Source organism: Pseudorhizobium sp. NPDC055634 (assembly GCF_053618655.1).
The window spans coordinates 1-20,374 of sequence record NZ_JBSHHW010000002.1; the positions used below are offsets into that span (position 1 = coordinate 1).

General features: G+C 64.7%; 21 protein-coding genes, 2 tRNA genes and 1 riboswitch. Of the genes, 12 read left to right on the forward strand and 11 right to left on the reverse strand.

The genetic code is table 11. The features are described from left to right. Window positions 1–104 precede the first annotated feature (104 nt). Together ACWGPT_RS03010 and ACWGPT_RS03015 are read right to left on the reverse strand one after the other, a co-directional pair. A tRNA-Gly gene (locus tag ACWGPT_RS03010) sits at window positions 105–178 on the reverse strand. 64 nt (window positions 179–242) lie between these two features. Continuing rightward, the gene (locus ACWGPT_RS03015) at window positions 243–1,361 is read right to left on the reverse strand and encodes a 2'-deoxycytidine 5'-triphosphate deaminase (protein ID WP_452604111.1); all 1,119 of its coding nucleotides are present in this window, start codon (window positions 1,359–1,361) and stop codon (window positions 243–245) included. A gap of 73 nt (window positions 1,362–1,434) precedes the next feature. Beyond that, a riboswitch (SAM riboswitch) is annotated at window positions 1,435–1,513 on the forward strand. Window positions 1,514–1,557: 44 nt separating this feature from the next. Between ACWGPT_RS03015 and ACWGPT_RS03020 the strand changes: the two genes are divergently transcribed. Further along, window positions 1,558–2,742: an O-succinylhomoserine sulfhydrylase gene (locus ACWGPT_RS03020; protein WP_452604112.1), complete on the forward strand. Its 1,185-nt coding sequence runs from the start codon at window positions 1,558–1,560 to the stop codon at window positions 2,740–2,742. A gap of 160 nt (window positions 2,743–2,902) precedes the next feature. Further along, complete coding sequence (gene apaG, locus ACWGPT_RS03025) at window positions 2,903–3,295, forward strand: Co2+/Mg2+ efflux protein ApaG (RefSeq protein ID WP_452604113.1); 393 nt, start codon at window positions 2,903–2,905, stop codon at window positions 3,293–3,295. Between the two features lie 15 nt (window positions 3,296–3,310). Here apaG and ACWGPT_RS03030 read toward each other — a convergent pair whose 3' ends face one another. The 3 genes from ACWGPT_RS03030 to ACWGPT_RS03040 form a co-directional block, all read right to left on the reverse strand. Then, complete coding sequence (locus ACWGPT_RS03030) at window positions 3,311–4,300, reverse strand: Hsp33 family molecular chaperone (protein ID WP_452604114.1); 990 nt, start codon at window positions 4,298–4,300, stop codon at window positions 3,311–3,313. Between the two features lie 165 nt (window positions 4,301–4,465). Then, window positions 4,466–5,383 (reverse strand): ornithine carbamoyltransferase, encoded by a 918-nt coding sequence (gene argF, locus ACWGPT_RS03035; protein ID WP_452604115.1) that lies wholly within the window; start codon window positions 5,381–5,383, stop codon window positions 4,466–4,468. A gap of 32 nt (window positions 5,384–5,415) precedes the next feature. Further along, window positions 5,416–6,612: an acetylornithine transaminase gene (locus tag ACWGPT_RS03040; protein ID WP_452604116.1), complete on the reverse strand. Its 1,197-nt coding sequence runs from the start codon at window positions 6,610–6,612 to the stop codon at window positions 5,416–5,418. Window positions 6,613–6,986: 374 nt separating this feature from the next. Here ACWGPT_RS03040 and ACWGPT_RS03045 point away from each other — a divergent pair, with 374 nt between their 5' ends. Beyond that, complete coding sequence (locus ACWGPT_RS03045; protein WP_452604117.1) at window positions 6,987–7,514, forward strand: GcrA family cell cycle regulator; 528 nt, start codon at window positions 6,987–6,989, stop codon at window positions 7,512–7,514. A 105-nt stretch (window positions 7,515–7,619) separates the two neighbouring features. On the opposite strand, the gene phoR is transcribed toward ACWGPT_RS03045, so the two are convergent. Continuing rightward, entirely contained in the window at window positions 7,620–8,864 is a 1,245-nt protein-coding gene (gene phoR / locus ACWGPT_RS03050; RefSeq protein WP_452604118.1) for a phosphate regulon sensor histidine kinase PhoR, read from the reverse strand. Window positions 8,865–9,001: 137 nt separating this feature from the next. Here phoR and ppk2 point away from each other — a divergent pair, with 137 nt between their 5' ends. Continuing rightward, the gene (gene ppk2 / locus ACWGPT_RS03055; RefSeq protein WP_452604119.1) at window positions 9,002–9,883 is read left to right on the forward strand and encodes a polyphosphate kinase 2; all 882 of its coding nucleotides are present in this window, start codon (window positions 9,002–9,004) and stop codon (window positions 9,881–9,883) included. A 2-nt stretch (window positions 9,884–9,885) separates the two neighbouring features. Here the strand turns inward: ppk2 and ACWGPT_RS03060 are convergent, their stop codons facing one another. After that, entirely contained in the window at window positions 9,886–11,157 is a 1,272-nt protein-coding gene (locus ACWGPT_RS03060; RefSeq protein ID WP_452604120.1) for a hypothetical protein, read from the reverse strand. A 236-nt stretch (window positions 11,158–11,393) separates the two neighbouring features. Between ACWGPT_RS03060 and ACWGPT_RS03065 the strand changes: the two genes are divergently transcribed. After that, entirely contained in the window at window positions 11,394–12,350 is a 957-nt protein-coding gene (locus ACWGPT_RS03065; protein ID WP_452604121.1) for an NAD(P)H-dependent flavin oxidoreductase, read from the forward strand. Between the two features lie 111 nt (window positions 12,351–12,461). Continuing rightward, a tRNA-Thr gene (locus ACWGPT_RS03070) sits at window positions 12,462–12,537 on the forward strand. Between the two features lies 1 nt (window position 12,538). On the opposite strand, the gene ACWGPT_RS03075 is transcribed toward ACWGPT_RS03070, so the two are convergent. After that, window positions 12,539–12,913 (reverse strand): hypothetical protein, encoded by a 375-nt coding sequence (locus tag ACWGPT_RS03075; protein WP_452604122.1) that lies wholly within the window; start codon window positions 12,911–12,913, stop codon window positions 12,539–12,541. Between ACWGPT_RS03075 and ACWGPT_RS03080 the strand changes: the two genes are divergently transcribed. The 3 genes from ACWGPT_RS03080 (at window position 12,912) to ACWGPT_RS03090 (ending at window position 14,820) form a co-directional block, all read left to right on the forward strand. After that, window positions 12,912–13,091 (forward strand): hypothetical protein, encoded by a 180-nt coding sequence (locus ACWGPT_RS03080; RefSeq protein WP_452604123.1) that lies wholly within the window; start codon window positions 12,912–12,914, stop codon window positions 13,089–13,091. The genes ACWGPT_RS03075 and ACWGPT_RS03080 overlap by 2 nt on opposite strands. Window positions 13,092–13,195: 104 nt before the next feature. After that, entirely contained in the window at window positions 13,196–13,897 is a 702-nt protein-coding gene (locus ACWGPT_RS03085; RefSeq protein WP_452604124.1) for a ribonuclease activity regulator RraA, read from the forward strand. Continuing rightward, complete coding sequence (locus ACWGPT_RS03090) at window positions 13,894–14,820, forward strand: dihydrodipicolinate synthase family protein (RefSeq protein ID WP_452604125.1); 927 nt, start codon at window positions 13,894–13,896, stop codon at window positions 14,818–14,820. The genes ACWGPT_RS03085 and ACWGPT_RS03090 overlap by 4 nt, the downstream gene beginning before the upstream one ends. Window positions 14,821–14,857: 37 nt before the next feature. On the opposite strand, the gene xth is transcribed toward ACWGPT_RS03090, so the two are convergent. Then, window positions 14,858–15,634 carry an exodeoxyribonuclease III gene (gene xth / locus ACWGPT_RS03095; RefSeq protein WP_452604126.1) on the reverse strand — a complete coding sequence of 259 codons (777 nt, stop codon included), beginning with the start codon at window positions 15,632–15,634 and terminating at the stop codon, window positions 14,858–14,860. Between the two features lie 208 nt (window positions 15,635–15,842). Between xth and ACWGPT_RS03100 the strand changes: the two genes are divergently transcribed. From ACWGPT_RS03100 to nadE, 3 genes are read left to right on the forward strand one after another with little or no spacing between them, the layout of a single operon-like run. Continuing rightward, a complete protein-coding gene (locus ACWGPT_RS03100; protein ID WP_452604127.1) occupies window positions 15,843–16,100 on the forward strand; it encodes an acyl carrier protein in 258 nt (85 codons plus the stop codon). An 8-nt stretch (window positions 16,101–16,108) separates the two neighbouring features. Further along, the gene (locus ACWGPT_RS03105; RefSeq protein ID WP_452604128.1) at window positions 16,109–17,662 is read left to right on the forward strand and encodes an AMP-binding protein; all 1,554 of its coding nucleotides are present in this window, start codon (window positions 16,109–16,111) and stop codon (window positions 17,660–17,662) included. 8 nt (window positions 17,663–17,670) lie between these two features. Beyond that, window positions 17,671–18,654: an NAD(+) synthase gene (gene nadE, locus ACWGPT_RS03110; RefSeq protein ID WP_452604505.1), complete on the forward strand. Its 984-nt coding sequence runs from the start codon at window positions 17,671–17,673 to the stop codon at window positions 18,652–18,654. A gap of 15 nt (window positions 18,655–18,669) precedes the next feature. Here the strand turns inward: nadE and ACWGPT_RS03115 are convergent, their stop codons facing one another. Together ACWGPT_RS03115 and ACWGPT_RS03120 are read right to left on the reverse strand one after the other, a co-directional pair. Further along, the gene (locus tag ACWGPT_RS03115) at window positions 18,670–19,785 is read right to left on the reverse strand and encodes a hypothetical protein (RefSeq protein WP_452604129.1); all 1,116 of its coding nucleotides are present in this window, start codon (window positions 19,783–19,785) and stop codon (window positions 18,670–18,672) included. A 117-nt stretch (window positions 19,786–19,902) separates the two neighbouring features. Then, window positions 19,903–20,292 carry a PRC-barrel domain-containing protein gene (locus ACWGPT_RS03120; protein WP_452604130.1) on the reverse strand — a complete coding sequence of 130 codons (390 nt, stop codon included), beginning with the start codon at window positions 20,290–20,292 and terminating at the stop codon, window positions 19,903–19,905. Window positions 20,293–20,374: the final 82 nt, after the last annotated feature.

A 20,374-nucleotide genomic window follows, 5' to 3' on the forward strand; every position in this document is an offset into this window, starting at 1 on the left:
GCAGAGAACCTTGCAAACCATCGACAACCCGTTCGGCACGAGGTTGTCACCCATGTCTTAGGTACAAACCGTTACCTATGTATCCGGATCGGACAAAGGTTAGCTGGAGCGGGTGAAGGGAATCGAACCCTCGTCGTCAGCTTGGGAAGCTGCTGCTCTACCATTGAGCTACACCCGCGACAGTGGGGCAGAGAGTTCGCCCAGTTCGCGGCGTCTGTCAAGAACCGATCGGTGCGGTCGCGTCAGCCGAGGCGGAAGTGCTTCGACAGTTTCAGGCCCTGCGCCTGGTAGTTGGAGCCGAGGCCGAGGCCGTAGAGGGCGTCCGGCTGTTCCAGCATGTGCTCGTAGACAAGCCGGCCGACGATCTGCCCGTCCTCCAGGATGAATGGGACCTCGTGGCTGCGGACCTCGAGCACCGCCCGGCTGCCCCGGCCGCCGGCAGCGGCATGACCGAAGCCTGGATCGAAGAAGCCGGCATAGTGGACGCGGAACTCGCCGACCAGCGGGTCGAAGGGCGTCATCTCGGCGGCATAGAGTGGCGGCACGTGCACCGCCTCCCGGGAAACGAGGATGTAGAATTCGTCGGGATCGAGGATGAGTTCGTTGCGCCCGCGGCTGTAGAGGGGCTCCCAGAAGTCGAAGACATCGTGCTGGGCCTTCTTGTCGACATCCACCACCGCCGTGTGGTGCTTGCCCCGGTAGCCGATCAGGCCTTCCTTGTCGCCGGCCTTGTCGCCGGCCTTGTCGCCGGCGAGGTCGATCGACAGCGCGATGCCGCCGCCGCTGACGTTCGGCTGGCTGGAGGCGACCAGCATCTCGGCCTCGTGAAGGCGCATCAGTTCCGGTTCGCCCAATAGGGCATTGCCGATCCGGAAACGTATCTGCGACAGGCGCGAGCCGCGCCGGACGACGATCGGGAAGGTACGCGGGCTGATTTCGAGATAGAGCGGACCCGAATAGCCGGCAGGGATCTTGTCGAACTCCTGGGCGAAATCGGTGATGACGCGGGTGAAGATGTCGAGACGGCCGGTCGAGCTCTTCGGATTGGCCGAGGCAGACATGTCGGCCGGCAGGTCGAGCGTCTCCATCAGGGGCACGATGTAGACGCAGCCGGTTTCCAGCACGGCGCCTTCAGAGAGATCGATCACATGCAGGCTCAGCCGGTCGAGCTTGTCCGCCACCCGGCTGTTGGGCCCGGGCATGAAGCTTGCGCGAACGCGGAAAGCCTTCGCGCCGAGCCGCAGGTCGAGGCTCGCCGGCTGGATCTGGTCGCCGTCCAGCGGCTTCTCGGACGCGAGGCGCCCGCCCTCGAACAGCGCTGCGATGGCCCGGTCGGCCAGGATTCCGGTGGTTCTCTTCATTTTGGTTCTTTCCCGTCAGCCGGACAAAACCAAATGCGCGCCATTGACGCAAGCGAGGACGGGCGGTATGGCAGCTTTATCCCGTGGTGATTTGGCCGGTCGGCTTGCAGCCACGTTAAACAAGTGGCTAAAAAGACCGGGGCGAAACCGGTCTGCTGATGCGACCGGTTTTTTTGTGTCTGAAAGGTGCAAGCGCATGACCACGAAATGGCGCCCCGCAACCCAGCTCGTCCACGGCGGGACGATCCGTTCCCAATATGGCGAGACGTCCGAAGCCATCTACCTGACCCAGGGGTTCGTCTACGAGACGGCGGAGGCGGCCGAGGCGCGCTTCAAGGGCGAGGACGACGGCTATATCTATGCCCGCTACGGCAGCCCGACCAACGACATGTTCGAGAAGCGCATGTGCCTTCTGGAGGGCGCCGAGGAGGCGCGCGCCATGGCTTCGGGCATGGCGGCGGTCGCCGCGGCAATCCTCTGCCAGGTCAAGGCCGGCGACCATATCGTGGCCGCCCGGGCACTGTTCGGATCCTGCCGCTGGGTGGTGGAGACGCTCGCACCGAAATACGGCGTGGAATGCACACTGGTCGACGGGCGCGACCTCGCCAACTGGGAGAAGGCCGTCCGCAAGAACACCAAGGTCTTCTTCCTGGAAAGCCCGACCAACCCGACGCTCGAAGTGATCGACATTGCCGGCGTGGCGAAGCTCGCCAACCAAATTGGCGCGAAGGTGGTGGTGGACAACGTGTTCGCGACGCCGCTCTTCCAGAAGCCGCTCGAGCTCGGCGCCCACATCGTCGTCTATTCGGCAACCAAGCATATCGACGGACAGGGCCGCTGCCTGGGCGGGGTCGTGCTGTCCGACCTCGAATGGATCACGGAGAGCCTGCAGGACTATTTCCGCCACACGGGCCCTGCCATGTCGCCCTTCAACGCCTGGACGCTCCTGAAGGGGATCGAGACGCTGCCGCTCAGGGTCCGCCAGCAGACGCAGAATGCCGCGCGGATCGCCGACCTCCTGGCGAACCACCCCAAGGTGGCGCGGGTCATCTATCCGGGCCGCGCCGACCATCCGCAGGCCGATATCATCGCCAAGCAGATGACCGGCGGCTCGACCCTTGTCTGCCTCGAGCTCAAAGGCGGCAAACCCGCCGCGTTTGCCCTGCAGAACGCCCTGGAAGTCGTGAAGATCTCCAACAACCTCGGCGATGCGAAAAGCCTGATCACCCATCCGGGCACCACGACGCACAAGAACCTGACCGACGAAGCGCGCGCCGAACTGGGCATCTCGCCGGGCACGCTCAGGCTTTCGGCCGGGATCGAGGACACCGACGACCTCGTCGAGGATTTCGCGCGGGCCCTGGATAAGGTGCCCGGCTGATACCGGCAGAAGGGCGCTGTCCGGCCTTCGGATAGCGCCCGGTTATCCTTAACCTGCGATAGTTTCCGCGAGGGACGGCGGAAACCGTTGCAACTCACCGGATTTCTTGACGTTATGACGCAACTGCAGCATATCGCATCCGGTATGCCAGAGGTGCCGCATGTACCGCGCCAGAACAAGAGACATAGAGGTCGTCGTCGAACCTTTCTATCTGGAGGAGCAATCCAGCCCGGAGGATAGCCGCTATGTCTGGGCCTACCATATCGTCATCGAGAACCATTCAGACCAGGCGATCCGGCTGGCGCACCGCTACTGGCACATCACCGACCAGAACGGCATCGTCGACGAGGTCGAGGGGCCGGGCGTGGTGGGCGAACAGCCGCGGCTGATGCCCGGCGATACCTACGAGTATTCCTCCGGCTGCCCGCTGGACACGCCGTCCGGCATGATGTTCGGCCACTACACGATGGAGGACGACGAGGGACGGACGTTCAACGTCGAAATCCCGGCGTTCTCGCTGGACTCGCCGGGACTTCTGAGGGTTCTCAACTGAGGGAACCGTTGCCGGTCACGCCGCCGCGAATTCCTCCGGGGCGAAGCGGTATGTGGTCGAGCAGAATTCGCAGGTCACGGTGATCTCGCCGTTCTCCTCGCTCGCGGTGATCTCCTCGGCGCTGAAGCCGTCCAGCACACCCTTGATCTTCTCGCGCGAGCAGCTGCAGCGATCCAGCACGGACTGCGGCTTATAGACCCTGACGCCGCGCTCGTGGAACAGGCGGAACAGCAGGCGCTCGATCGGCACCTGCGGATCGGTCAGTTCGTCCGTATCGATCGTCTCGACCATGACGCGGGCCTCGGACCAGCCGTCGTCCTCGCTGTGATCATGCTCGCGCTCGTCGCCATCGCCGCCGTGGAGGTCGGGCTGGCGCATGCGCTCGGGCGCCTGCGGCAGGAACTGGGCCACGAGCCCTCCCGCCCGCCAGTTGTGGCGCGGCTTTCCGGCGGCATCCCGATCCAGGAGCTCCGCCACGCCCAGCCTCACCTTCGTCGGGATCTGCTCCGACTGGCGGAAATAGACGCCGGCGATTTCCTCGAGCGACGATCCATCGAGGGGGACGATACCCTGGTAGGGCTGCATGCCGTGGCCATGGTCTATGGTGAAGGCAAGAACGCCGACACCGAGCAGCTCCGGCGGCGATGTCCGGCCTTCCGCAAGTGCGGCAGCCAGCGCCTCCTCGTCGTAACGCGCATAAGCGCGCAACGCGTCGGGGGTGGTGAAATCCGCGACCAGGAGATCGACCGGGCCGTCGCTCTTCGTCTGGACGGTGAACTTGCCGTCGAACTTCAGCGAGGTTCCGAGCAGCGCCGTCAGCACGATCGCCTCGGCCAGCAGGCGGGCGACCGGCGCCGGATAATCGTGACGCCCGAGGATCGCGTTCAGGAGCGGACCGAGCTGGACCGCGCGGCCACGGACGTCCAGGCCTTCCACCTGGAAGGGGACGACGCGATCATCGCCGGCGAAGTTGAAGTCATTCAGTTCAACGGTGGCTTCCGCCATGGTCTGCTCCCTGGCGCCTAACGGCCCAATTTCTACACGCTCGCCTCGCGACGGAACCGCCACGGCGTGAAAGTTGTCGAGAATAACGTGAATTGCCCTTCCGTCACCCGGAAAGGCTCGATAGCCGAGAGGTGGTGTCGGGCCCGCACGAAGTCAAGAACAGGCTCAAAGAGCGCCCAGGCACCACGCGAGGATGGACTTCTGGGCGTGCAGGCGGTTCTCCGCCTCGTCAAAGACGACCGACTGCGGACCGTCGATCACCTCGTCCGTCACTTCCTCGCCGCGGTGGGCGGGAAGGCAGTGCATGAAGAGCGCCTCGGGCCTTGCCTGCTTCATCAGGGCACCGTTCACCTGGTAGGGCTGGAAGATGTTGTGGCCGCGGGCCTTGTGCTCCTGGTTCATGGAAACCCAGGTGTCGGTCACGACACAGTCCGCGCCGGAGACGGCACGCTCCGCATCATGACACAGCATGATGTCGCCGCCATTGTTGCGGGCCCAGTTCAGGAACTTGTCGGACGGTTCCGATCCCATCGGCACGGCCATGTTCATGCGGTATCCGAAGCGGGCGGCACCCTCGACGAAGGAGTGGAGGACGTTGTTGCCGTCGCCCGTCCAGGCAATCGTCTTGCCCTTCACCGGGCCGCGATGCTCTTCGAAGGTCATGATGTCGGCCATGATCTGGCAAGGATGCGTGTCGTCCGTCAGCGCGTTGATGACCGGAACGGTCGCGTGCTCCGCAAGCTCCATAAGGCGCGAATGATCCGTCGTGCGGATCATGATCGCGTCGACGTAGCGGGAGAGAACCTTGGCTGTGTCGCCGATCGTTTCCGCGCGGCCGAGCTGCATCTCGGTGCCGGAGAGAAAGAGCGTTTCGCCGCCCAGCTGGCGCATTCCGACGTCGAAGGAAACGCGCGTGCGGGTGGAGGGCTTTTCGAAGATCATTGCCAGCATCTTGTCGGCGAGCGGCTTGTCCGCCGTTCCGGCCTTGCTGGCCAGCTTCCGTGAGCGGGCATCGTCGAGGATGGTCCGCAGGTCGTTCGCCGAGACGGCCGAAAGATCGAGAAAGTGCTTGGGTGATGCCATGTCTTCGATGAGGGCTTGGCGCCCCGCACTCCTTAAGCTGATTTCTTCAGGCCCGACTTGCTGAGGTGTTCGGCGGCCCGCTCGATGCGCGCGAGGCCATCGCGGGCCTCCTCGGCGGTGACGGTCAGCGGCGGCAGGAGCCGGAGCACGTTGTCGCCGGCCGGCACGGCCAGGATATGCTCGTCGCGCATGGCCATCAGAAGCTCGGTATTGGGTACCTTCGCCTTGATGCCGAGCATCAGGCCCTCGCCGCGGATCTCCTCGATGACGTCGGGAAAACGGTCCTTCAGCCCTTCCAGGCCCTGGCGGAAGACGAGCGCGACGTCACGCACATGATCGAGGAACCCATCGGCAAGCACGACGTCGAGAACGGCATTGCCGACCGCCATGGCCAGCGGATTGCCGCCATAGGTACTGCCGTGGGTGCCGGCCTTCATGCCGCTTGCGGCCTCTTCCGTCGCAAGGCAGGCGCCGAGCGGGAAGCCGCCGCCGATGCCCTTCGCAACCGCCATGATGTCGGGCGTGATGCCGGACCATTCATGGGCAAAGAGCTGGCCGGTGCGGCCTACTCCGGACTGCACCTCGTCGAGGACGAGAAGAAGGCCATGTTCGTCGCAGAGTTCCCGCAACGAGCGCATGAATTCCCTGGAGACGCGACGAAGACCGCCCTCGCCCTGCACCGGCTCGATCAGGATCGCCGCGGTGGAATCGCTGATCGCCGCCTTCAGCGCCTCGATATCCCCGAACGGGACCTGGTCGAAGCCGCTGACCTTGGGGCCGAAACCTTCCAGATACTTTGCCTGGCCGCCTGCGGCGATCGTCGCCAGCGTGCGCCCGTGGAAGGCACCCTCGAAGGTGATGATATGGAAACGCTCGGGATGGCCCTTGCTGTACTGGTAGCGCCGCGCGGTCTTGATCGCGCATTCGAGCGCCTCGGCGCCGGAATTGGTGAAGAACACCTTGTCTGCGAAGGTCGCTTCCGTAAGCCGACGTCCCAGCTGCTCCTGCCCGGGTATTTCGTAGAGGTTGGACAGGTGCCACAGCTTGTCGGCCTGAGACTTCAGCGCCTCGACTAGGTGCGGGTGGTTATGACCGAGAGAGTTGACGGCGACACCAGCGGCAAAATCGAGGTAGCGTTCTCCGCTCTCCGTCACCAGCCAAACACCCTCTCCGCGGGCGAAGCGCAATGGCGCCCGGTTGTAGGTTTCGAACAGCGCGGCCTCGGCCATGGGTGACGGCTCCTGTTGAGATGCGACGAAGTGGTTCGACCAATCAAAAATGCCGCCCTTTCGGGCGGCGCGGGCACTATCGGCATTTCGCCCCGGGATGTCAACAAAAGCACCCATCTGCACGGGTGGGGCTCCTGTGACAAAAATGACTCGCCCGAAAAGCAAGTTGGGGAAAACCCGGAAATCGATTCGCGCTGATTCCCGTGACTCTTGCCACCGAGTCACGGGCCCAGTAGTTTATCAATCAACAACTAGACTGCATGCGGCGGAACTAGTCACCCAAAAGCTAGATGTAGTAGCTGATGCGAATTTATTGTTCGCGTCAAGGGCGACGGATTCCGCATGCCGGACACGTTTAAATGCGGAGCACGGGCATGAACTGGACAGACGAGCGCGTCGAAAAGCTGAAGAGACTGTGGGCGGAGGGCCTGAGCGCCAGCCAGATCGCAGCCCAACTTGGCGGCGTCAGCCGAAATGCAGTCATCGGCAAGGTTCATAGGCTGAACCTTCCGGGACGCGCGAAGGCCGGCGGATCGACCACCGCGAGCCGTGCAACCAAGCGCCCGGCCGCCCCGGCCCGCCCCACCAGCTACCCGGCACGCGTCGCAGCGCGCCCCGCGGTCCGCACCATCGGAGCCACGGCGCTGAAGGACGACGCAGAGGTCGCCCTGCCGGAAATGACCTACACTCCGCCCAGCGATGTCGTGGTTCCGATTTCGCGCAAGCTCTCGCTGACCGACCTGACCGAGCGCACGTGCAAATGGCCGATGGGCGATCCGCTGAAGGACGACTTCCACTTCTGTGGCGTCGACGCATCGGAAGCCTCGCCGTACTGCGGATACCATGCCCGCCTCGCCTACCAGCCGGTGGCAGACCGCCGCAAGGCTGCAGCCCGGGCCTGACCGGAACGAAAATCCCTAGAAAGCGGGCCGTCGAGCCCGCTTTTTTGTTTGCGATGTCGCTGAACAGCCTGCGTACAGCCCTCGGCATCCAACGGTTGCGGGCAGCTAGAACCGAACCGTGAACTGGCTGCCCTTGCCGATCTCGGAGGTGACAAGAAGCCTTGCCCTGTGGCGCGTGAGGATGTGCTTGACGATCGCCAGCCCAAGCCCGGTGCCTTTCTTCGAACGGCTGTCGGCCACGCTGACGCGATAAAAGCGCTCCGTCAGCCGCGGTACATGTTCTGACGGGATGCCGGGTCCGTGGTCTACCACCGTGACTTCGACGGGCCCGGCCTCCGGCGACCTCAGGAAGACATCGACTGCCTTGCCCTCCTGGCCGTATTTGCAGCCATTTTCCACGAGGTTCTCGAAGACCTGGACTAGCTCGTCGCGATCGCCGGTGACCTCCACCGGGCCCTCCGGCAGATGAAGATTGATCTTCACCCCGAGGTCTTCCGCGAGAGGCGAGAGCGCATCGCGGACGTGGGACAGCAGCGGCACAAGGTTCACCCGGCCTTCCGGGGCGACGTTCGACCTCAGTTCCAGCCGCGACAGCGACAGGAGGTCGTCGATCAGCCGGCTCATGCGGGTCGACTGATCCAGCATGATCGACAGGAAGCGCTCCTGCGCCTTCGGGTCCGAACGCGCAGGTCCCTGCAGCGTCTCGATGAAACCTCGCAGCGACGCGAGCGGGGTGCGCAATTCGTGGCTTGCATTGGCAACGAAATCGCTGCGCATCCGGTCGAGGCGGCGAAGCTCGGAAATATCGCGGAAGGACAGAAGGTAGAGTCGTTCATGCCCGTTCTCCCGGCGCAGGTCCACCGGTGCGATGCGGACTACGTAGACCTGCTGGGAGGGCAGGCGCTCGGCATGCTCGACCTGGTTCGGCTTGCCGGTAGCGAGCGTCTCGCGGATGATGTCCAGCACCGCGGGAGATCGCAACCGCGCGGCAACATGCGTCCCGATCGACAGGGAACCCAGCAGCCGTTCGCACGCCGCGTTCTGGAATAGCACGTTGGCCTGGTCATCGAGCAGCATGGAGGGCATGTCGAGCGCGTCGAGCGATGCCGACACGATCTCGACCACGTCATGGGGCGCTTCTTCGTCAACCGCCGCCGGCTCTACCGGCACGGGCTCGGCGCCGCGGTCGGCCACCAGCGCCAGCCCGGCGAGCACGAACCAGGCAAGGGCCGCCTGCCAGAGGGGGATACCGGCGATTACGCTGAGCGCGCCCACCAGGGAGAGCGCAAGCAAAAGCGGCCAAGAGCCGCCGACACGCTTCCCGAACAAGGTCCCCCACTCGGATGCCATGAGCAAATCACCTCCCGCTCCATAAATTTCGGCTCTTAGCCCGGCCACATGACAGATATACATCGACGCCCGGCCTATGAACGATAAAATGAACCGGCGTGCCCGTGGGCCCATGTTTTCAGCCGGAGGAGAAGGCCGTGAGCAGCTCAAGCCAGGACCGTTCGGTCGACATCGAGATTGACGGGCGCCGCCGCGTCTTCGACATCGACGATCCGCAGCTGCCGGACTGGATAGACGAAAAGGCGCTGGCCTCCGGCGGCTACCCCTATGACGACAAGATGGACAAGGACGACTACGCCGAGACGCTGAGGCGGCTGCAGATCGAACTGGTCAAGCTGCAGTTCTGGCTGAACAAGAGCGGCAAGCGGATGATGGCCCTGTTCGAGGGCCGCGATGCGGCCGGCAAGGGCGGCACGATCTTTTCCATACGCGCCTATCTCAATCCACGGTCGGCGCGTCTCGTGGCACTGCCGAAACCGACGGAAGCGGAAGCCGGCCAGTGGTACTTCCAGCGCTACGTGGCCCATTTCCCGACTGCCGGGGAGATCGTTCTCTTCGACCGTTCCTGGTACAACCGCGGAGTGGTGGAGCCGGTGATGGGGTTCTGCACGCCCAAGCAGTGCAAGACCTTCCTGGACGAGGTGCCCCATTTCGAAGGTCTCCTCGTCGACGACCGTATCCACCTCTTCAAGTTCTGGCTGAACATCGGCCAGGAAATGCAGCTGAAGCGCTTCCACGACCGGCGGCATGATCCGCTGAAGATCTGGAAGCTTTCGCCGATGGACATCGCGGCGCCGACGAAGTGGGACGAGTTCACCGAAGCCCGCGACCGCATGCTGAAGAAGACGCACACGAAGCATGCACCCTGGACGGTGGTGAATTCCAACGACAAGCGCAGGGCGCGGGTCAACGTGATGCGTCACATCCTGCTGTCGATCGATTACGAGGGGCGGGACAAGAAGGCGATCGGAGAGATCGACCACAAGATCCTCGGCAAGGGCCTCGACTTCATCCGCTGAGGCTATTGCCCCGGAAGCACCCGCACCGAATGCAGGAGGATCGCCCCCTCGGCCTGGTCTATGCCGGTATTGATCAGAAGCCTGCCGGGCGCGTTCGGCGCGATGGACCGCTCGAAGGTGACGCGCAGCAAGACATCCGCCCGCTCCTGCCCCGCCGTGAAGCGATGGCGCGGGCATTCACCGAGGCTGCCGAAATCGCAACGGACGGAGAACTGCACCGGGGATTCTGTTGCCGACTGAACGGTCAGCGCAATCGTGGAGGACTTGCCCGCCAGTTCCTGCAAGATCTCCGCCGGAACGGAAACCGAAACATCACCCGCCGAGCCGGACGCACCGGACATTACCCGGGATGCGGTGCCGTCCTGGATCGCTACCGGCTCGACGCGCGAGGCTGTACCGCCCTGGAGCGACGTCGCGTCTCCACCGGCGAAAATCTCCGTCCATGCTTCGGAGAAACCGTTCTGGGTGCCTCCGCTGCCAAGATCGGACGACTGGCCGGCTGTCGACCGCTCGGCGGCGTCGAGGGCCTGCTGGAGCGATTGCTGAACGAGGCCGGAAGAATAAGCCCACCAGACGGCGAGCCCAACAAGCACGAAGAAGACGAGCCATGCCATCAGCACGGACAGGAAGCTGCGGCGCCGACGCGGCTTCGCCGTCCGCTCCGGACGGGTTTCGAGTAGCGTCTCGTCGCGGGAACGCTTCTCGCTCGCGCGGTTACGTTCGCGACCCTGGCGCGCAGGGGCCTGTGCCGGGACAGGCGGCGGTTCCGGGGCGGCATCGAAATGGCCATCGCGATCGGCGCGCAGGCTGTCGAGACCAGAAGCGGCGGCAACCTGAGGCGCGCCGGGTGACGGACGTCCGGCATCGCGCGTCGCTCCGCCCAGGATGGAAGCATCCCGAGGCTCCGACATGCGGGACCCGGGTGGCTGCCTTGAAGCATCGGGCGCAACGGGGGGCGCTACCGAGGGTGCCGCGGCCGGAGCCGCCACGGGCGCCACCGTGACGACGGGAGGGACCACAGGGGGGACCGCTGGGGGGACCGCGGGGGAAACCACGGGGGGCCTGGGCGCGGGGGGAGCCGGCTGGGCGGAGACTTCGGCCCGCCGCTCCTCCATCTCGATCTCGCGGATCTTCTCTTCCAGCCGCTGGTGCTGGGCCAGGACGACCTGCGGATCGGAGACACCCTGCTTCTTCAGCCCCGCGTCCAGGGCCTGGCGCGCGGACTGGTAGATGCGGGCCCTGACATCGGGATTGGCGCGCTCGGACTTTTCCAACGCGTTCCTGATCGCTGTTTCCAAACCGCTCAATTCCAATCCTGCCCTGTCATCGCCTGTCGCGAGGTGAGTGCCTTTACGTTTCGGTAATCTTTCCGGTCGCGAACTGCAAGCACCGGCATTCCGTCGAATCCGAGGCGCCCGCCTCAGGCGGCATGACAGGCTACCCTTTTCGAACGCGCACGGCTCTGCTAGTGAGATTTACGTTTGCGTAAACGTCAATCGAGGAGGATCCGATGCTGCCACCCATCCTGAAGGACAAACTGCGCCTGCCGGTCGTGGCGTCTCCGCTGTTCATCATCTCCCATCCCGCGCTTACGCTGGCGCAGTGCAAGGCCGGCGTGGTGGGCGCCTTCCCGGCGCTCAACGCACGGCCGGAGAGCCAGCTCGACGAATGGCTGGCGATGATCACGGAAGAACTTGCGGCCCATGACGCGGCCAATCCAGACCGGCCGGCGGCGCCCTTCGCCGTCAACCAGATCGTGCACACGTCCAACAAGCGCCTCGAGCACGACCTGATGATGTGCGTGAAGTACAAGGTGCCGATCGTCATCTCCTCGCTGGGCGCGGTTCCCGAAGTCAACGCCGCGGTGCATTCCTATGGCGGCATCGTCCTGCACGACGTGATCAACAACCGGCACGCCAATTCGGCTATCCGCAAGGGCGCCGACGGGCTGATCGCGGTGGCGACGGGTGCCGGCGGGCATGCCGGCACCCTATCGCCCTTCGCGCTTGTGCAGGAGATCCGCGAATGGTTCGACGGACCGCTGCTGCTTGCCGGCGCGATCGGAACCGGTGGTGGGATCCTGGCGGTCGAGGCCATGGGCGCCGACATGGCCTACATAGGGACCCCGTTCATCGCCACGGAAGAGGCGCGCGCCGCGGACGCCTACAAGCAGATGATCGCCGGGTCCAAGGCGGCCGACATCGTCTACTCGAACTATTTCACCGGCATTCACGGCAACTACCTGAAGGGTTCGATCCTGGCTTCGGGCATGGACCCGGAGAACCTTCCCGTCGCCGATCCCTCCAAGATGGACTTCGAGAAGGCGACGACCGGCGCGAAGGCCTGGAAGGACATATGGGGCGCCGGACAGGGCGTCGGCTCCGTGAAGGAGGTCGTTCCGGTCGCTCAGCTCGTCGACAGGCTGGAGCAGGAATACATCGCCGCACGGCAACGGCTCTGCGCCTAAAGCGCGTCGCACGGTAAATTTCCGGCGCGATGAAATCCCGGCTTGAAATCGGCGATCTTTGCCTGTATCAGCCCCATCACATCGCAGCCGGCTCGCCGGGTCCTGCCTTATGCCGCTTTAGCTCAGTCGGTAGAGCACATCATTCGTAATGATGGGGTCACGTGTTCGAGTCACGTAAGCGGCACCACTTACCACACGCTCTTGCCTAAATGATCCACCGACCGTAGCGTGTGGTCATGCGTGGCCGTGTTCCTTCCGACATTCATCTCCGCCCCGATGATCTTGCCTTGCTCGAGCGCGTTTTCGCGCAGGTCGTGCCGGAGCACGACACCCATCCGGATGAGCTCGCAATGCTGCTGGTGCGCCTGTTTCAGGACGGGGTAAGGTCCGAGGACGAGCTTCTGTCGGCAGCGGAGCGGTGGTTCCGCTAGGCCGGCAAGGGCCGACAGCAGGCGCCGACTGGACGAGGCCCGCGACAACGCGACCTTCTCGGCATCATCTCTCCCCTCGCCGAACAAAGCCGCCCTTCGTTCGTTTTCCTGCAAAACCAGGAGGAAGACCATGGACGATATCCGCAGGCAGGATCGCGAGAAGAACCCCGAAAAGACCGACAAGCAGGCAGGGATTTCGGGCAATTCCCCGATATCGCCCGTCAAGGAATTCGACGTCGGGGACGCCGAGGAGGACCGCCGGATCTTCCAGAACGGGGACACCGACCGGGAGCCGGATCGGGACCGGTAGAGGCGAACGGAAAGCCATCGGCCTTCGCTTGACGCATCTTGTCGGACAACAGAATATCCGCGGCCGTGACGGGCAGTCCGTCGCCGAGTGCCGAGGAATTTTGCATGCTTGATCCGAAGATCGTCGAGACGCTCAAGGGCGTTTCCACCGCGACGCTGACCACCGTTCTCCTCAAGAAGGGCCTGCGCAATGTCTGGATGCGCGGCACCATGCCGCTGAAGCCCGGACAGGGACGCGTCGTCGGCCCCGCCTTCACGCTCCGCTTCGTGCCCGCCCGAGAAGACCTCGCCACGCCCGAGAGCTGGTCCTCGCCGATCTCCACCCGCGCCGCAATCGAGGCCATGCCGGAAGGCTGCGTCGCCGTGGCCGACGCCATGGGCGTGCTCGATGCCGGCATCTTCGGCGATATCCTCTGCTCGCGCATGGTCAAGAAGGGCGTTGCCGGACTGGTGACGGACGGCGTCGTGCGCGATGCCGAAGGCGTTCTCGGCACCGGGCTGGATGTCTGGTGCAGCGGGGTCGCCGCACCGCCTTCGGTCGCCGGACTGACCTTCGTCGGCTGGCAGGAGCCCATCGCCTGCGGCGGGGTCGCGGTCTTCCCGGACGACATCGTGGTGGTGGACGAGGACGGCGCCGTGCTGATCCCGGCGAAGTTCCTCGACGCGGTGCTGGCCGAGGCACCCGAACAGGAGCGCATGGAGGCCTGGATCATGACCGAGGTCGACCGCGGCGTGCCGCTGCCGGGGCTCTATCCGATGAATGCCGAGACCAAGGCCCGCTACCAGGCATGGAAGGACGGCCAGTGAGTTTTTCCGCGCAATCGAAAGGCGTCTACGCGATCGCGACCACGCCATTCCTGCCGGACGGCTCGCTGGATACGCCGTCGGTCGACCGGCTGACGGATTTCTACCAGGACAGCGGCTGCACGGGGATCACCATTCTCGGCATCATGGGCGAGGCACCGAAGCTCGAACCATCCGAAAGCCGGGCGATCATCCGGCAGGTTGTCGGCCGCTCGCGCGTGCCGGTGATCGTCGGCGTCTCGGCACCGGGCTTTGCGGCCATGCGCTCGCTCGCACGCGACGCGATGGACATGGGGGCAGCCGGCGTGATGATCGCGCCGACGCCCGCACTTCGGACCGACGAGCAGATCATCAACTACTTCGGCCAGGCCGTGGAAGCGGTGGGCGATGACGTGCCCTGGGTGCTGCAGGACTATCCACTGACGCTCAGCGTCGTCATGTCGGCAGGCGTGGTGGCGAAGGTAATCTCCAACCATCCTTCCTGCCTGATGCTGAAGCACGAAGACTGGCCGGGGCTGGAGAAGATCTCCAGGCTGCGGGCCATGCAGAAGGCGGGGGAGCTCAGGCCCTTCTCCATCCTCTGCGGCAATGGCGGCATGTTCCTCGACTTCGAGCCCGAGCGCGGCGCGGACGGCGCGATGACCGGATACGGTTTCCCCGACATGCTGACCGAACTGGTCGGGCTCTTCGCCGACGGCAAGCGCGAGGAGGCCCACGACCTGTTCGACGCGCACCTGCCGCTGATCCGCTACGAGCAGCAACTCGGCATCGGGCTTGCGGTGCGCAAACACGTGCTGAAGCGGCGCGGCGTCATCACCTCGGACGCGCAACGAAAGCCAGGCCTTGCCCTTTCCGATACGGGGCGGGCCGAGGTCGACTATCTGCTGCAGCGGCTCGGACGTCGCGACAAGCGGGCTGCCCTCTGAAGGAACACCCGGCGCGGGAACTTCCTCGCGCCGGTCCTCAACGCTCGGAAAGCGTGATCCAGGTCGGCGCGTGATCGCTGGCATGCTCCCAGCCGCGCACGTGGCGATCGACGCCGGCGTCCTCCAGGCGGCCCGCGATCGAGGGACTGAGCAGCAGGTGGTCGAGGCGCAGGCCGGCGTTTCGACCCCAGGCATTCCGGAAATAATCCCAGAACGTGTAGATCCGTTCATCGGGATGAAGATGGCGGAGCGCGTCCGTCCAGCCCTCATGAAGCAGGCGGCGGAAGAGGTCGCGCACCTCGGGCCGGAAAAGCGCGTCGTCCCGCCATCGCTCCGGCGCATAGACGTCGAGATCGGTGGGCATGATGTTGTAGTCGCCGGCAAGCACGACCGGCGCGCCCGTTTCCAGCAGGTCGCGGGCATGCGCGAGGAAGCGGTCGTACCAGGCGAGCTTGTAATCGAACTTCGGTCCGGGCGCCGGATTTCCGTTCGGCGCATAGAGGCATCCGATCAGTATGCCGTTGACGGCAGCTTCGATGTAGCGGCTGTCGCTGTCCTGCGGGTCGCCGCCGAGGCCGCGGCGCGTCTCGATCGGATCCACGTCCCGCGCCAGGATCGCCACGCCGTTCCACCGCTGCTGCCCGTGCCAGACGGCACCATAGCCCGCCTCGTCGAGCGCACGGCGGGGGAACTTGCCCTGCGGCGCCTTCAGTTCCTGCAGGCACACGACATCAGGACGTGCCTCTTCGAGCCACCGGAGCAGATTATCGAGGCGACCGTTGACGCCGTTGACGTTGAAGGTCGCGATCTTCATCCGGGCAACGCTGTCGGTCGAGCCAAGGCCTTGGATGTCGCCAAAAGCGTGCCGGACATTGCAACCCCTGCATGTTTTGCGAAGTCTTTACGATACCATTTAGCGAAGGATTCAGGTGCCGATGCCATGGTGCATTCTCATTCAGATATGCCGCAGGCGGCTGCGCGACGGCATAGTCAGATAGAGATGAAGCCCGGAGCGACCAGTCATGAGCCAGAGATTTCGACCCGCGGTGCGCGAGTTCATTGCCGAGAACTTCCTGTTCCGCGCCGACGCGGAGATCGACGACAACCAGTCCCTCCTGGAAAGCGGCGTGATGGATTCCACCGGCGTGCTGGAACTGATCGCCTTTCTGGAAAGCAGCTATGGGATCAGCATCGCCGACGAGGAAATCATCCCGCAAAACCTCGACAGCGTCGAGGCGGTTACGGACTACCTGGCGCGCAAGCTGCCGGTTGCCGCCTGACTGTCGCGATGCGGCTCGACGCAAGGCTCAGGGAAAGCGCCCGCCGCCATCCGGAAAAGACCGCCCTTGTCGCAGGCGGGCGGCGGCTGAGCTATGCGGAAGTCGATGCCCGATCGGACCGACTTGCCGCGGCGCTGATCACGGCCGGCATCAGGCCGGGCGACCGGGTTGTACTGCTTCTTGAGAACGGCTTCGAGGCGCCGCTGAGCTTCTTCGGGACTTGGAAGGCCGGCGCGGTGGCCTGCCCGCTCTATCCGTCGATGAAACCGGAGAAGCTCGCCGCCATCTTCGCAAGCATCCGGCCCGCGGCCGTCATCACTCAGGCCCGCCAGGTCCTCTGCGTCACAGCCGCGCTCGCCGCAAATGCCAGCCGAGCCCTGGTGATCACCACCGAAGGTGCAAGCGGCCACGCAGCCGACCTGCTGTCCTTCGATGAACTTACCGGGGGCGAACCTCCCTGCCCGCCGGACGTCCCTGGCGACGAGACCGGGCTTGCGCTCCTCATCCATACTTCCGGGTCCACGGGGCGCCCGAAGGGCGTGATGCTGACGCATGCCAATGTCGATGCCGCATGCCAGTCCATCGCAGGTTATCTGGGCAATACGGAGAAGGACGTGGTCCTGAGCGTGCTGCCTCTCTCCTTCGGCTACGGCATCACGCAGTTGGTGACGATGGCGTCGGTCGGCGGAACGCTGGTGCTGGAAAAGAGCTTCGCCTTCCCCCGCATGATCCTCGATAGGCTTGCCGAGGAAAAGGCGACCGGCTTTCCGCTGGTGCCGGCCATGGTCGCGCTGATTGCCGGCATGAAGGAGCGGGACGCTGGCCGCTTCGCATCCCTTCGCTACGTCACAAGTGCCGCTGCTGCGCTGCCGCCCGCATTGTCGAACCGGCTCCGGGACATGATGCCGGATGCCCTGATCTTCATCATGTACGGACAGACGGAGTGCCTGCGAGCGACCTATCTCGATCCGGACGAAATCCGACACCGCCCGACCTCGGTCGGCAAGGCCATACCGGGTACGCGCGCCTATGTCCTGGGTGACGATGGACAACCGTGCGCTCCCGGTCAAATCGGCGAACTGGTGGTCGAGGGACCGCATGTGATGGCCGGCTACTGGGGCGAGGAGACACGCTCCCCGCAACGTCCGCCAAACCAGGAGACCGGAGGGCGCCTACTGACGGGAGACCTCTTCCGGACGGATGCCGACGGTTTCCTCTACTTCGTCAGCCGCAAGGACGACATCATCAAGACGCGCGGCGAGAAGGTCAGCCCGCAGGAGGTCGAGCGCGTGCTCTACGGCCTACCCGGCGTGCGGGAAGCCGCCGTGACGGGAATGGACGACCCGGTCTTCGGCCAGGTCGTGCGCGCCCACGTGGCGCTGGAACCCGGGTCGACGCTCACCGAGCGTGACGTCATGCGCCACTGCGCCAGCCAACTGGAAGACTACATGGTGCCGAAGACGGTGGAATTTCGGGATGCATTGCCGCGGACAGGCAGCGGCAAGATCAGGATGAGCGCCGACGCTGACGTCGTCGCGCCGCAACTGGAGACAGCAGTATGAACCAGACGATGAAGATTGGCGCGCAGGCCGCGGCCTTTTCCGCCGACAGCCTTCGCCTCGACGCGGAGGCCGAGATCGATCGGATCTGCGCCTGGATAAGGGAGACGGTCCTGAAGGACCTCCGCAAGCGGGGCGTCGTTCTCGGCATTTCCGGGGGCATCGATTCCAGCGTCACGGCAGCCCTTTGCGCCCGGGCCCTCGGTCCATCCCGGGTGACGGGCATCTTCATGCCCGAACACGATTCCGATCCGGAGAGCCTCCGGCTGGGGCAGGCGCTTGCAGCAGTGACCGGGGTCGAGACGGTCCTCGAAGACATCGGTCCGGCGCTGGCGGCGTCGGGATGCTATGCGCGGCGCGACGGCTTCATCCGGCAGGTGGTTCCGGAATTCGGCGAGGGTTGGGGCTGCAAGGTCGTGCTGGAGAATGCGCTTTCGGCCCGCGGCTACAATATTTCCTGGCTGGTCGTGGCATCGCCATCCGGCGAGCAGAGCCGGCACCGCATGCCGCTCGACGTCTATCTCGGCATGATCGCCGCCGCCAACATGAAGCAGCGTACCCGCAAGCAGATCGAATACTACCATGCCGACCGGCTGAACCATGCCGTCGCCGGGACGCCGAACAGGCTGGAATACGATCAGGGCTTCTTCGTGAAGAACGGCGACGGGGCCGCGGACTTCAAGCCGATCGCGCATCTCTACAAGACCCAGGTCTACCAGCTTGCGGAGGCGCTGGGCGTGCCGGAAGAAATCCGCCGCCGGCCGCCGACCACGGATACGTGGTCGCTGCCGCAGGGCCAGGACGAATACTATTTTTCGCTCCCCTACGACCGGATGGACATCTGCCTTTTCGGACTGGACCATGGCGTACCGGGTGAAGCCGTCGCCGAGGCGTGCGGGCTGACGCCGGCAGAGGTGGAAGCCGTGTGGCGCAACATCGCCTCGAAACGCAAGGTGGCGGAGTACCTGCACGCAGCACCCGCGACCATGCTTTGACCGGGCGACCTCCGGTCAGTCGAACCGGTCTCCGATCAGCCGCGTCCAGTTCTCTCCGGCCAATCCGCTGATGAGCGCCTTGCCGGACCTGATCGGCTGCAACAGGCTGGCGTCCCTGGAATGGGCGACGAAGAAGGCCCTGCCGTAAAAGATCGCCTTGCGGGTAATGAGTTCGTGGGTCAGCCACGGATGACCCCCGCCGCGGAGCGCCGCGCATCCGCTGCCGTCGGCATGGGCGAACAGGTCGTCCACCAGATCCCCGGCAACCGCGGGCTTGCAAAGCGCCTGCAGCATCCAGCCGATGCGACCGGCTCCGCCGAAATAGGCGTAGCAAGCGGCGATCTCGCCGTCGCGGGTCTGCCCTATACGCCAGACGGGCTCGCCAAACGCACGTTTCTCGCGACCGTGGCGGATCAGCCAGTCGAGCATGGCACGATCCCAGGTCGGACGAAGGGAAAAATTCCGGCCGAGCAGGAGCATGGCTTCTGCAAACTCGCCTTCCGTTGCGTCTCGGAAGCTGGCGCGGCGTGCCGTCACGCCCTCGGGCATGCGCAGCGAGGCGAGGCCGGTCTTTTCGCAGAGTGCATCCGCCGCCCTGCCCAGCGGCCGCACAAACCGCGCGGCCGGGAGCCGACGCTCCGCCGCTTGAACCGCCGCGGAGGCCGGGCGGAAAACCCGTATCCAGTTCAGGCTGTAGGCGGTGTCCAGCGGCAGGGCGAGCTTCTGCCACATGCCTAGCGCGGTGGCGTTCGCGGTCTCGGTCAAGGAAACGTCCTGCGGGCCTGCAAGGAATGCACGAAGAAGGCGGGCGCCCGCCAAGGGGTTCCGCTCCGGCCGGCGGACCATCATCGAACCGGCAAACGCGGCACGAAGGGCGCGGCCCTCCAGTTCCAGGCGCGAGGGGAAAACCCCGATGAAACCCTCGACCTCACCCTTTTCGCCGACGAAAACTTTCGAGCGCAGGTCGTTATCCTGCCAGGGGTGATCGAGGAACACTTCCCGGATATACTCTACGAGAGATGGTGGAACGGCCCTGCCGTCGCGGAACGTCTCCTGGAACAGGCGGGCGACCGCGGCGATGTCGTCGCGCTCGATATCGCGCACGCTTCCCTGGCCTGTTGCCTGCGACATGTGTCCCCTATCGCTCCGGCTCTGTGCCGGCCCACCGCATGATTGGCATGCAGGCCTTAAGCAAACGGAAAAAGGCCCCGCATGCGGAGCCTTTCCCGATCATTCATATATCGGACTTTACATCCAGTAGGGCGGAACGCCGTAGTAATCGTAAATCGTCCGGCCCTTGTCCTGATACCAGCTGTCGTCCTCGAGATCGTTGTAGCGGGGCGCGCCGGTAATCTGGTCCTTCGTCAGGTCGATGCGATAACCGTCGAGCTCCTCGTCGTATTTCAGCTTTTCCCAAGGCAACGGATAGTAATCATCGCCGATGCCGAGAAAGCCGCCGAAGCTCAGGACGGCATAGGCCACGCGACCGCCCCGCTTCTCCAGGAGAACGCGTTCGATCGAGCCGATATGCCGGCCGTCTGCGCCATAGACGCGGGTGCCTTCCACCTTGTCGCTCGCAATGAGCGACGGCGTATCCTTCACATAGGGATCCTGTCCTGCGCGCGGTTCGTGGTGCATCGTCACATACCTCCATGGTTCGGTGCGTTGCTTTGAAGAAACGTCAGGCACCAAGCGTTCGTTCCAAGGACAGGGGAATCCG

Coding starts and splice junctions, on each gene's coding strand:
- ACWGPT_RS03015 (WP_452604111.1), bottom strand. CDS start 1,361: ATGAAGAGAACCACCGGAATCCTGGCCGACCGGGCCATCGCAGCGCTG.
- ACWGPT_RS03020 (WP_452604112.1), top strand. CDS start 1,558: ATGACCACGAAATGGCGCCCCGCAACCCAGCTCGTCCACGGCGGGACG.
- apaG (WP_452604113.1), top strand. CDS start 2,903: ATGTACCGCGCCAGAACAAGAGACATAGAGGTCGTCGTCGAACCTTTC.
- ACWGPT_RS03030 (WP_452604114.1), bottom strand. CDS start 4,300: ATGGCGGAAGCCACCGTTGAACTGAATGACTTCAACTTCGCCGGCGAT.
- argF (WP_452604115.1), bottom strand. CDS start 5,383: ATGGCATCACCCAAGCACTTTCTCGATCTTTCGGCCGTCTCGGCGAAC.
- ACWGPT_RS03040 (WP_452604116.1), bottom strand. CDS start 6,612: ATGGCCGAGGCCGCGCTGTTCGAAACCTACAACCGGGCGCCATTGCGC.
- ACWGPT_RS03045 (WP_452604117.1), top strand. CDS start 6,987: ATGAACTGGACAGACGAGCGCGTCGAAAAGCTGAAGAGACTGTGGGCG.
- phoR (WP_452604118.1), bottom strand. CDS start 8,864: ATGGCATCCGAGTGGGGGACCTTGTTCGGGAAGCGTGTCGGCGGCTCT.
- ACWGPT_RS03065 (WP_452604121.1), top strand. CDS start 11,394: ATGCTGCCACCCATCCTGAAGGACAAACTGCGCCTGCCGGTCGTGGCG.
- ACWGPT_RS03080 (WP_452604123.1), top strand. CDS start 12,912: ATGGACGATATCCGCAGGCAGGATCGCGAGAAGAACCCCGAAAAGACC.
- ACWGPT_RS03075 (WP_452604122.1), bottom strand. CDS start 12,913: ATGGTCTTCCTCCTGGTTTTGCAGGAAAACGAACGAAGGGCGGCTTTG.
- ACWGPT_RS03085 (WP_452604124.1), top strand. CDS start 13,196: ATGCTTGATCCGAAGATCGTCGAGACGCTCAAGGGCGTTTCCACCGCG.
- xth (WP_452604126.1), bottom strand. CDS start 15,634: ATGAAGATCGCGACCTTCAACGTCAACGGCGTCAACGGTCGCCTCGAT.
- ACWGPT_RS03100 (WP_452604127.1), top strand. CDS start 15,843: ATGAGCCAGAGATTTCGACCCGCGGTGCGCGAGTTCATTGCCGAGAAC.
- ACWGPT_RS03105 (WP_452604128.1), top strand. CDS start 16,109: ATGCGGCTCGACGCAAGGCTCAGGGAAAGCGCCCGCCGCCATCCGGAA.
- nadE (WP_452604505.1), top strand. CDS start 17,671: ATGAAGATTGGCGCGCAGGCCGCGGCCTTTTCCGCCGACAGCCTTCGC.
- ACWGPT_RS03115 (WP_452604129.1), bottom strand. CDS start 19,785: ATGTCGCAGGCAACAGGCCAGGGAAGCGTGCGCGATATCGAGCGCGAC.
- ACWGPT_RS03120 (WP_452604130.1), bottom strand. CDS start 20,292: ATGCACCACGAACCGCGCGCAGGACAGGATCCCTATGTGAAGGATACG.